This is a genomic window from Vasconcelosia minhoensis LEGE 07310 (assembly GCF_015207255.1).
Classification (GTDB): domain Bacteria; phylum Cyanobacteriota; class Cyanobacteriia; order Phormidesmidales; family Phormidesmidaceae; genus Vasconcelosia; species Vasconcelosia minhoensis.
Window position 1 is genome coordinate 1 of record NZ_JADEXG010000104.1, and the last position, 10,385, is coordinate 10,385.

Annotated in this window: 9 protein-coding genes; 4 read left to right on the forward strand and 5 right to left on the reverse strand. The window is 57.3% G+C overall.

Annotation, left to right across the window (positions count from 1 at the left end; translation table 11 throughout):
- The first annotated feature begins 315 nt into the window (after positions 1-315).
- Positions 316-1,188 carry a sulfotransferase family protein gene (locus IQ241_RS24145; RefSeq protein ID WP_193912193.1) on the forward strand — a complete coding sequence of 291 codons (873 nt, stop codon included), beginning with the start codon at positions 316-318 and terminating at the stop codon, positions 1,186-1,188.
- A gap of 34 nt (positions 1,189-1,222) precedes the next feature.
- Here the strand turns inward: IQ241_RS24145 and IQ241_RS24150 are convergent, their stop codons facing one another.
- From IQ241_RS24150 to IQ241_RS24170, 5 genes are read right to left on the reverse strand one after another with little or no spacing between them, the layout of a single operon-like run.
- Positions 1,223-2,140: a cation diffusion facilitator family transporter gene (locus IQ241_RS24150; RefSeq protein WP_193912195.1), complete on the reverse strand. Its 918-nt coding sequence runs from the start codon at positions 2,138-2,140 to the stop codon at positions 1,223-1,225.
- A gap of 29 nt (positions 2,141-2,169) precedes the next feature.
- Entirely contained in the window at positions 2,170-3,954 is a 1,785-nt protein-coding gene (locus IQ241_RS24155; RefSeq protein WP_193912197.1) for an NAD+ synthase, read from the reverse strand.
- Between the two features lies 1 nt (position 3,955).
- The gene (locus tag IQ241_RS24160; protein WP_193912199.1) at positions 3,956-4,702 is read right to left on the reverse strand and encodes an NUDIX hydrolase; all 747 of its coding nucleotides are present in this window, start codon (positions 4,700-4,702) and stop codon (positions 3,956-3,958) included.
- Positions 4,660-5,274 carry a nicotinate-nucleotide adenylyltransferase gene (locus IQ241_RS24165; RefSeq protein WP_228022053.1) on the reverse strand — a complete coding sequence of 205 codons (615 nt, stop codon included), beginning with the start codon at positions 5,272-5,274 and terminating at the stop codon, positions 4,660-4,662. The genes IQ241_RS24160 and IQ241_RS24165 overlap by 43 nt, the downstream gene beginning before the upstream one ends.
- 10 nt (positions 5,275-5,284) lie before the next feature.
- On the reverse strand, positions 5,285-6,664 hold the full coding sequence (locus tag IQ241_RS24170; protein WP_193912201.1) for a nicotinate phosphoribosyltransferase: 1,380 nt from the start codon (positions 6,662-6,664) through the stop codon (positions 5,285-5,287).
- Between the two features lie 233 nt (positions 6,665-6,897).
- Here IQ241_RS24170 and IQ241_RS24175 point away from each other — a divergent pair, with 233 nt between their 5' ends.
- The 3 genes from IQ241_RS24175 to IQ241_RS24185 all read left to right on the forward strand — a co-directional run.
- Positions 6,898-7,776 (forward strand): 4-hydroxybenzoate solanesyltransferase, encoded by an 879-nt coding sequence (locus IQ241_RS24175; protein ID WP_193912203.1) that lies wholly within the window; start codon positions 6,898-6,900, stop codon positions 7,774-7,776.
- Between the two features lie 37 nt (positions 7,777-7,813).
- Positions 7,814-9,523 (forward strand): hypothetical protein, encoded by a 1,710-nt coding sequence (locus IQ241_RS24180; RefSeq protein WP_193912205.1) that lies wholly within the window; start codon positions 7,814-7,816, stop codon positions 9,521-9,523.
- Positions 9,523-10,385 (forward strand): EamA family transporter (locus IQ241_RS24185; protein WP_193912207.1); only part of this gene is annotated, 863 nt, incomplete at its 3' end. The genes IQ241_RS24180 and IQ241_RS24185, both read left to right, overlap by 1 nt.

A 10,385-nucleotide genomic window follows, 5' to 3' on the forward strand; every position in this document is an offset into this window, starting at 1 on the left:
CTCGGACCGTGAAACACTGCAGCGGCGAAGATAGTGAGGGGGTAGCCCCTTGTCAAAATAGCTCGGTGCCAGGTCTATATTCAACCCGAAAGCGCCCTCACCTGAGTGAGAGCGCTTTCGGGTTTTGAGATTGCACTGGGTTTCGCTACATAAGCATGGGCTTATGAAATTTTTGGACAAATTCCGGATTTAGCGCTTATTTAGTCAATGTGTAGGATAAACTTAACTGAAAATTATTTAAATTTTTACTGCGATCAAGGGCAGTTCTGGCCTTGTGAATAAGGTTGTCAAGTACGGCTTGTAACTCCTGACGCTATGGAAGATCAAGAGGGCTCTTTAGGTCTTGAGCTGATTGATAAATATCGAAAGCTAAAATTTGCTGCCAGCAGCTGGGCGGCTGATCGTGGGATACTCCCTCAATCCAGGGAATATCAAAAGTTTATTGTGTTGACCCGACCTCGTTCAGGCTCGAACCTAATTGGAGATTATCTGGGTTCTTCCAGTCAGATCGCACTGTCTGGCGAGATATTTCAGAATCTCAAAAAGCGTATCATCTGGAACTATTGGCAGCCACAGAAGTATAAGTCGCCTGAAACTTTAGCGCTCCGGCGAGATCATCCGATAAGGTTTTTAGAAGACATCGTTTTTCGACCCTATCCCGTTCATCTCCAAGCAGTTGGCTTTAAGCTCTTCTACTCTCAGGCTAGATCTCCTAGACAGGATGTCGTTTGGGATTATTTGAAATCTGACTCAACCATCAAGGTCATTCATCTCATCCGCCATAATCTGCTCAAAGTTTATTTGTCGAGACAGCTCGCTACCAAAAATAAAAGTTTTATTCAGCGACGTCGGTTGTTTAGCCGTTCTGAGCCCGCACCTGCTCAGGCTCCTATCCGGTTGAGCTATGAAAACTGCGTTGAAGAGTTTGAAAAGTCGATTTTGTGGCAGCAGGAGATGAGAACATTCTTTAGCGATCATGTGGTTGAAGAAGTAGTCTATGAGGACTTTCTTAAAGATAAGAAAAGTACTTTAGACAACCTTCAGCTTTTTCTAGGGGCTCGTCCTGAAAGACTGCGGACGTCATTGCTCAGGCAGTCTAAACAATCTTTAGCCGATTCAATTGAAAATTACTGGGAGCTGAAAGAAAAATTCTCAGATACACCCTGGGCTGATTTTTTTACAATATAGCTAAGTTCAGATATTAAAAGGAATAAAATTCCCCTTACTTAATCACGGAGGCGGCTTCTATGAAGATGCGTTTGATTTCTTCGTGGGAATCGCGGATGGATTGTTCGATGCGGCGAATGGCGGCTTCGATTTCGTCGGAGGAGAGTTCGTCTTTGAACTCGATGTTCAAGGCAAGCATCACGTCTTTGGGTCCGAAGTGAAGCGTGATTGGGGGTTCGGCAGCGGTGACGGCGGGGTCTGAGATGACGATTGTTTGGATGCTGGCGCGGGTTTCGGGTGAGGCGCTTTCGCCGACTAGGAGGCCCTTGGTTTCAGAGACGAGCAGGGTGGCGACAATAGTTAGAAGGACGCCGATCAGGATGGACGCGATCGCGTCATAAATCGAATTCTCCAAAAATTGGCTCAGCAGTAAACCGATAAAGGCAATAGCTAACCCAACCAGGGCCGCCGAATCTTCAACAATGACAATAAACGAGCTGGGGTCTTTACTTTTGCGAATCGCCTCCCACAGCCCTATATCCTGACGGGAATGGTTTTTGTTGAACTCGCGAATTGAGACGGCCAGGGCGGTTCCTTCAAAAATGGTGGCAATGCTTAAAACACCGTAGCTGACGAGTGAGTGGCTAGCCGGTTCAGGATGTTGCAGGCTCTGCACCCCTTGAAAAATTGAAACGCCGCCGCCTAACGCAAAGATCAGCACGGCGACCATTAGCGACCAGAAGTAGATCTCCTGCCCCCGGCCTAGCGGGTGCTGATCGTCTGGACCGGCTTCGCTTTGCTTGAGCCCGTAGAGCAGCAGCAGCTCATTCACCGAATCGACGACGGAGTGAATGCCCTCAGACAGCATCGCCGAGCTGCCGCTGAGCCCAGCCCCCACAAACTTGGCGATGCCGATGGCGACATTCGCACCCATGGCAGCGTAAATAGCAACTTTTGAAGATTCTGTAGACATGCCGTTCTCAGTTTGCTACCTAATGTAGCTCAGCTGGACAGGCTTTTGCGCGGTTTTTGACTTTGCAGCTCCGTCATCAGCGCCCAGTGGCTAGCGATCGGCATCCGCCAGCCGGTGCCAAAGGCGCGGTCGGTCACTTTGAGGACGGGCGGAGCCTGCCGCCGCTTAAATTCGGCTCGGGTCAGCAGCTGGATAACCCGCTCGACGATTTGGCGATCGTGCCCGGCGGCAACAATTTCGGCAGCGGACTGCTGAGACTGGGTAAGCCGTTCGAGGATATCATCGAGCACATCGTAGGACGGCAGCGAGTCCTGATCGACCTGGCCCGGCTTGAGTTCGGCACTGGGCGGCTTGATTAAAATATTTTCAGGGATGATTTCAGCCTGTGGGTTGGGCTGGCTAAACTGGGTGAGCTGGGCAAGATAGCGGCAGTCTCCGGCCTTGGCCTGGCGGTTGAGCCAGCGGCAGATCGCATAGACACGAGTTTTGGACACGTCGGCAATGACGGCCAGGCCGCCGTTCATATCGCCGTAGAGGGTGCAGTAGCCGACAGACATTTCCGACTTATTACCGGTCGAGAGCAGCAGATGGCCAAACTTATTCGAGATCGCCATCAGCAAATTGCCGCGAATCCGAGACTGGAGATTCTCTTCCGTAACGCCTGCTTCTGTTTCCGCAAAAAGGGTCGAAAAGGTCTCGTCATAGCCCGCCATCAGCTTGCCAATCGACAGCGTTTCTGTCGTAAAGCCCAGGTTGTTAGCCAGCTGCTCCGCGTCCTGAATGGAATGTTCTGAGCTGTGGGGCGAGGGCATGAGGACGCCCAGCACGTTCTCGGGGCCGAGGGCGGCAGCAGCGATCGCGCTCACCAAGGCTGAATCAATCCCACCGCTCAATCCGATTACCGCCTTGGAAAAGCCGCACTTGCGGGCATAGTCGCGCACGCCCAGAACCAAAGCTGACCAAATCTCGGCGTCGCTCCCATTAATCGGCGGAACTACTGGTCCCGGCTGTAGATCTTGCTGTGCCGGGTCATATTCAACAATCTGTAAATCGGACGCAAACGCTGCTGCTCGGCTGGTCACCTTACCCTGACGGCTAACTGAAACGCTGCTGCCGTCAAAAATTAGGTCGTCATTGCCCCCCACCTGATTTACATAGACAATCGGGCAGCCGTGCTGCTGGACGGCATGGCGAATCATCTGTTCTCGCAGCTGTTGTTTCCCCACGCTGTAGGGCGAGCCCGAGAGATTGACAATCAGCTCGACTCCTACCTTTACCAGGTCGGCTGTAGGATTGTCGGGGTAGGCGCGCTGCCCCCAGAAACCCTCATCATTCCAGAGATCTTCGCAGATGGTGACGCCGATGTGGAGAGATTGGCCGTCTGCTTGCAGAACAAAGTGATTGGGCTCCTGACCCGACTCAAAGTAGCGATCGTCGTCGAAGACATCGTAGGTCGGTAGTAGCCGCTTGTAAAAAAGGGCTTTGATCTTGCCCTTCTGAAGCAGTGCCATGCTATTGAAAATAGGCTTCTGGCCAATCTGCTGCGCCTGGGGATTCTCCGCTGCGATCCCCACCAGGGCGGAGAGACCGGCGGGCAGATCCTGAGCTAGCCGCTCTACGGTCTGCTGCATGAGTGCAACAAAGCCGGGCCGCAGCAGCAGGTCGCGGGGGGGATAGCCGCAGAGGGAGAGCTCGGGCGTGAGCAGCAGATGCGCTCCCTGTTGGACCGCTCGATTCGCAGCGTCGAGGATTTGCTGGGCGTTGCCGGAGAGGTCGCCGATGGTGGGGTTGAGCTGTGCGATCGCAATTTTCATATTAAATAAAGACCATGGGTTTGTCTTTTAGAGCCTCGAAGGCTTCGGGGTCGAAGCGGTAGAGACTGGCGGGGCGGCCGGCGCCTCGGGAGGTCTTGTGTCCGGTGTCTTGGAGGAAGCCGAGCTTGAGCAGGCGGGTGCGAAAGTTGGAATAGTCGGAGAAATCTTCGCCCAGAACGGTCATGTAGAGCTGGTAGAGGTCGCCCAGAGTGAACTGTTCGGGTAGCACATCGAAGGCGACGGGGCTGTATTCCAGCTTGTTGCGCAGGCGCTGACAGCCGTAGGTGAGAATCTGATTGTGGTCGAAGGCCAGCTTGGGGACACGGCTGAGCGGATACCAGGCAATGCCGCTAACGCCGTCGGCGATTAGCTCGGCATCGGCGAATCGCACCAGGGCAAAGTAGCTAACCGAGAGATAGCGGACGCCAAAGGCGCTGGCCGCTTCGCGCGGGTCGCGGTGGGGATCGCCAAAGGTGTAGAGCTGTTCTAGGTAGAGGTTGTTGACCCGAATTTTTTCAGACAGGACCCGATAGGCCGCGTCTTCCAGCGATTCGCCGCAGCGGACGAGGGTTCCCGGCAGGCTCCAAGCCCCAATAAAGGGGGATTCGGGCCGCATCACCAGCAGCACCAGCAGGCGATTTTGCTCGGTATCGACCGAGAAGATCACGTTGTCAACGCCAACCTTGAAATCCGCCAGGTCTTCAGCTATGACCGGGTCGGCTGCTTTTTTTTGGAGTTTTCCGGGCATGGGTAGAGGTGGTGGTCGTGGATGTAGGCTTGGACGGCGGGCGGCAGCTGTTCGCTGTTGTCGGTTTCACGGTAGCCGCTGGAGGAGACATCGTACAGTTCGGGCGGCTGCGCGATCGCGACGTCCGCCCCCCGCTGCCTTAGCTCCGCCAGATCGGCTTCATTCAGCGGATAGCCCGGACGGGGGAAGACCCAGATCTGTACCTGCCGAAAAATTTCCTGGGCGCGGTACCACTGCGGCAGCTGCGCGACCAGATCGGCACCGACCACCAGAGAAAAATTAGCCTCGGGCCAGATCTGCCGGGCCTGCTTGAGGGAGTTTACCGTGTAGCGATCGCTCAGTTCGGGATAGAGCCGCACCTTCTCGGCAGATGGGTCGAGCGAGTCAATCAGCAGCGACAGCATTTGCTGACGGTGGTCGAAGGCAGCCCGATGGGACTTAAATGGGTTGTCCGCCGTCCAAACGGCGACCTGGTCAAACTGGCCTGCCAGCCGCTGCAAAATGGCCTGATGGCCGCGGTGGGGCGGGTCGGCGCTGGTGCCAAATAGGGCGATATTCATAGCTTCTGTCATACCGATCTCCTCAGCCCGAGACCTGAACGGCGGCCTGCTGACGGGTGTCAGCGGTGAGCTGCTGGAGGGCCTGTGAGATTTGGGGCTCTAAGGTTTGGGGCTGTTCGACGGCGCGAACATCTGCCGACAGCGCTGCGACCGAGGCGGCTGTTCGCTCTGCTGTTTGCTCCAGTGTTTCTGGCGGATACATCCGCTGACCGTCTTTCATCACTCGCTTGAGTAGCGGTGTCTCGCCGGGCTGGGTGGCTTCAATCATCAGTCCTAGCCGGTCTGAACCCAGCGGCTCGGCGTCTAGGCTGCGATAGATCTGTTTGCAGCCGGGATAGGTATCTTTGCCGCTAGAGGTTTTCATCACCGGAATATTGTCAATCTCAACCAGCTTGTAGACGCCGTTGACCGGTTCCCCCGTCACCAGCTTAGTCCCTAGACCGTAGCCATCAATGCAGGCACCGGCCTGCCGGAGCTGTTGAATCGTCCGCTCGTCAAGGTCACCGCTGGCGTAGATGGCAGTGTCGGGCAGGCGCGATCGCACTGCCTGAGACAGGGCCGCCAGATCGCCCGAATCCAGCCGCACCCCGGCTAGAGAGCGTCCCTCCCGCACCTGGGTCGCCAGCTGCTCCGTCGCCGCTACCGTATCGTAGGTGTCGATCAGCAGGGTCGCGCCAGGGAAGTAGCGGTGAAAGGCGTCGAAGGCTTCTGCCTCGCTACCGGAGAGGGCCGCGATCGCCATCACCAGGGCGTGGGCCATCGTCCCGACCGGCTGCCGCCCCAGCTTCAGCGCGGCTAGCACATTTGAAGTGGCATCGAGACCGCCCGCCAGAGCGGCCCGCGCTGCCCAGAGTGCCCCTTGGGGACTGAAGGCTCGCCGCGTGCCAAACTCGAGCAGCGAGGCATCTGGTCCGGCCACATCTCGCAGCCGAGCTGCTCGAGTAGCTACCAGGGTCTGATAGTTGATCGTATTGAGCAGATAGGTTTCAACAATTTGAGCCTGCCAGAGGGGAGCCTCGACCCGCAGCAGCGGCTCATTAGCAAAAACCGCCGTGCCTTCTGGCACTGCCCAAACGTCGCCCTCAAACCGGCATTCCTCCAGCCGAGTCCAGAACGCATTCGGCGCATCGTTAAACAGGCCGGTCTTTTGCAGGGCTAGAATCTGAGCCGGGCTGAACTGGAGGTTCTCTAGATATTCCAGCGCCTGGGCCAGCCCCATCGCGATCAGGTAGCCAAAATCCTCGGGCAGCCGTCGGGCAAAGAGCTCAAAGCTCGCCCGCCGCTGATCGATGCCCTCGCCCACGTAGCAGGCTGCCATGGTCAGCTGGTAGAGGTCGGTGAGCAGCCCGTATTCCTCTGCCGCAATCAGTAACGCCTGGTCTTCCATACCTGAATCTTCCATAGGAGGGCTTAAGGGAATGTTGGGGGACAATTAGGATCATGAGCCTGAAGATTTATGGTTATCTTAACCAATAAATAGCGAATATACTCGGGGGTTATACCAAAATTTTGACAGATTTTTGGCTTTTTTAGCGTTTGTTCGGCGTGAACAGGTTTTTCAATTTTGGTAAAACTCAACTAAACTTAGGAAACACCCAGGTTATAAATTAAAAGTAAAGACGGTTATTTTTTGTCATGACTGAACGCCGACCGGTAGAGCCCGCCTGGGGTCCGCTCATCCGCCTGCTGCGGTGGGATAAACCCGCCGGGCGGCTGATCTTAATGCTGCCAGCACTCTGGGCGATTTTTCTAGCCGCCCAGGGGACGCCGCCGCTGCCGCTGACTGGAGTAATTATTTTAGGTACCCTGGCCACGAGTGCGGGCGGCTGCGTGGTCAATGACCTCTGGGATCGCAACATTGACCCGCTGGTGGAGCGGACCAAGAATCGGCCGCTGGCGGCGCGATCGCTCTCGATCAAAGTCGGCATTGTCACGGCCCTGGTGGCCTTTCTCTGCGCCTGGGGACTCTCGCTCTACCTGACGCCGCTAAGCTTCTGGCTCTGCGTCGCCGCTGTCCCAGTCATTGTCCTCTATCCGCTGGCCAAGCGGGTGTTCCCATTGCCCCAGCTGGTGCTGTCGATCGCCTGGGGCTTTGCGGTACTGATCAGCTGGAGCGCTGTCACAGGCAGTCTGGAGCGGCCAGCCTGGCTGCTGTGGGGAGCGACGGTGCTGTGGACGATGGGCTTTGATACGGTCTATGCCATCCCCGACCGGGACTTTGACCGGCAGGTAGGTGTCAACTCCAGCGCCCTCTTTTTCGGTCGGCGGACGCCGCTGGCGATTGGGGCATTTTTTGCCGGCACGGTGATTTTGCTGGCGGCGCTGGGGCTGAATCTGGGGCTGAGCCTGCCCTTCTGGCTGGCCCTGGCAGCGGCGGCTTTGCTCTGGGCGCAGCAGTACCGCCAGCTTAGCCGCCGCCAGCCGCCGCCGCAGACCTACGGGCGAATTTTTGGCCAGAATGTCACCGTTGGCTTTGTTTTGCTCGGCGGGATGATCCTGGGTCAGCTGATTTAGCTGCTATGATTTGGATTGCTTTTAGGAGCGATCGCGGGTGCTGGCGGCTCTGTTTGGGGACAAGGCGAAGGGTAGGTCGGCTGGGTTTTGGCTGGGGCTGAGCTTTGCGATCACGGCGTTTTACGGCCTCCAGTCCTTCCTCTACACCCAGGGCTACGAATACATCATCCAGGACGATGCCCGCCAGCATGTGATCTGGATGCAGCGGTTTATCGACCCGGCGCTTTTCCCCGACGACCTGATTGCCGACTACTTTCAGTCGCTGGCACCGACGGGCTACACCGGGCTATATCGGCTGGCGGCGGCGGCGGGGATTTCGCCCCTGCAGCTGGCTCAGCTGCTGCCGCTGGGGCTGGGGCTGATTGCGACCGCCTACTGCTTTGGCGTAACAGTGCAGCTTCTATCCCTCCCAGCTGCCGGATTTATGTCGGCGCTGCTGCTGAATCAGACCCTCTGGCTGGAGGACGATTTGGTTTCGGCCACGCCCAGGGCCTTTGCCCATCCCATCCTGTTTGCCTTTCTGTACTATCTGCTGCGCGGGACGGTTTGGCCAGTATTGCTGGTGCTGGCGCTAGCGGCCCTGTTCTACCCGGCGGTAGCGCTGCTAGGGCTAGCTGTATTAACCGTGCGGCTGGTCGAATGGCGGCCCCGGCTGCGGCTGACGGCAGAGCGGCGAGCCTATGTGTTGTTAGGAGCAGGGCTGCTGGTAGTGGTGGCGGTACTGCTGCCCTACCTGACTGCATCGTCGGACTTTGGGCCGCTGATTACGGTCGAGCAGGCCCGGCAGCTACCGGCCTTTAAGCCCATGGACGGCTTCTATGGCCGCGTCCAGTTTTTTGATCCCAATCCGCTGATGTTCTGGCTGTTTAGCCATCGCAGTGGTGTCTTCTTCCCCGGCCTGATGACGCCGCTGGGCCTGCTGGGGTTTGCGCTGCCCTGGTGCCTAAAGTCGCCTCGGCTGCCGCTGAGCCAGCGGGTATCGCCTCAGGTGAGACTGCTGTTGGAGGTTGCGATCGCGGCTTTGGGTCTGTACGTCCTGGCCCATATGGTGCTGTTTCAACTGCATTTGCCTGGACGCTATTCAACGCTGGTCATCCGAGCCGTTTTGCCGGTGTCAGCTGGGATTGCGCTGACCCTGTGGCTGGAAAGTCGTTGGCGGCGGTCTGGGGCAGTCTCAGAACGAGTTTCAAAACGGCGATCCTGGCCGTTGATAGTGTTCGTTTTCTTCCTACTGCTGCCGTTTTATCCGTCGCTGGTGATTGACCAGCAGGGCTATGTCATCGGCCAGTCGCCTGAGCTGTATACCTTCTTGCAGGTACAGCCGAAGGATGCTCGGGTAGCTTCGATTGCGCGAGAAGCCGACAATCTGCCCGCCTTTGCCCAGCGGTCTGTTCTGGTAGCGTACGAATATGCGCTGCCCTATCACACCGGCTACTACAGCCGATTTGGCCAGCGGGTGAGTGATTTAGTCCAGGCGCAGTACAGCCCTGACCCAGCTCAGGTCATCCAATTTATCGAAGCCTACCAGGTGGATTTCTGGCTGTTGGACCTGCCCGCGTTTCATCCCGAATACGTGGCTGGGAATAAGCTAATCCATCAGTTTCAGCTCCGGGAGCAGACGCTGCCTCGGGTGACCCAGGCGCCGCTGCCGGCGATGCTGGCGGTGCAGTCGGATTGCACAGTTGTCCAAGACGAAGCTGTGGCGCTACTCGATGCGGCCTGTCTGGTCGAGGCGCTCGACCAGTAATGCTATGGTTCCTATTCGCCAGCCTGACGGCCTGTTTTGAAGCCCTTAAGGATGCCACCGGCAAGCAGAGTTTGCGGACCCTAGACGAATATTCGGTGCTGCTGGGGTTTATGACGGTGGGGGTGGCGGTGCTGCTGCCGGTGGTGCTGATAGTAGGCATTCCGCCAATTGGGCCGAACTATGGCTACGCGCTGTTGGTTGGCGGCAGCCTAAATATTCTGTCCTTTACCCTCTATGTACGGGCGATTAAGCTGGCGGATCTGTCGCTGACGGTGCCGCTGGTGACGCTGACGCCGCTGTTTTTGCTAGTGACGTCGCCGCTAATTGTGCGGGAATGGCCGACTGGGTTCGACGCGGCAGGGGTAGTCCTGCTGGTGATGGGCTCCTACGTGCTGAATCGGCGGGTGGGAGACCGGGACTTTTGGGCACCGCTGCGGGCGATGGTGCAGAACTCGGGCAGTCGGCTGATGCTCTGCGTGGCCTTTCTCTGGAGCATCACCTCTAATTTTGACAAGATTGGCGTGCAAAATTCTTCGCCGCTGTTCTGGGCAATCTCCCTATTTGCGGTGATTGCGGCGGGAATGCTGCCGTTTGTGCTGCGGCGGGGAGGGCTGGCGCAGCTGTGGTCTCAGGCTAAGTTTCTGGGGCTGACGGGCTGCTTCAATGCGGCGGGGATTGGCTTTCAGATGCTGGCGCTGCCGCTGGCCCCGGTGACGCAGGTGATCGCAGTGAAGCGGATGAGCACTTTGCTTTCGGTGCTGCTAGGCCATTTTGTGTTCGGCGAGACCGGGCTGCGGGAGCGGTTTTTGGGGGCGGGGATTATGGTGCTGGGGGTGGTGTTGATGCTGTCTCTTATACACAA

Coding starts and splice junctions, on each gene's coding strand:
- IQ241_RS24160 (WP_193912199.1), bottom strand. CDS start 4,702: ATGCCCGGAAAACTCCAAAAAAAAGCAGCCGACCCGGTCATAGCTGAA.
- IQ241_RS24175 (WP_193912203.1), top strand. CDS start 6,898: ATGACTGAACGCCGACCGGTAGAGCCCGCCTGGGGTCCGCTCATCCGC.
- IQ241_RS24170 (WP_193912201.1), bottom strand. CDS start 6,664: ATGGAAGATTCAGGTATGGAAGACCAGGCGTTACTGATTGCGGCAGAG.
- IQ241_RS24165 (WP_228022053.1), bottom strand. CDS start 5,274: ATGACAGAAGCTATGAATATCGCCCTATTTGGCACCAGCGCCGACCCG.
- IQ241_RS24145 (WP_193912193.1), top strand. CDS start 316: ATGGAAGATCAAGAGGGCTCTTTAGGTCTTGAGCTGATTGATAAATAT.
- IQ241_RS24155 (WP_193912197.1), bottom strand. CDS start 3,954: ATGAAAATTGCGATCGCACAGCTCAACCCCACCATCGGCGACCTCTCC.
- IQ241_RS24150 (WP_193912195.1), bottom strand. CDS start 2,140: ATGTCTACAGAATCTTCAAAAGTTGCTATTTACGCTGCCATGGGTGCG.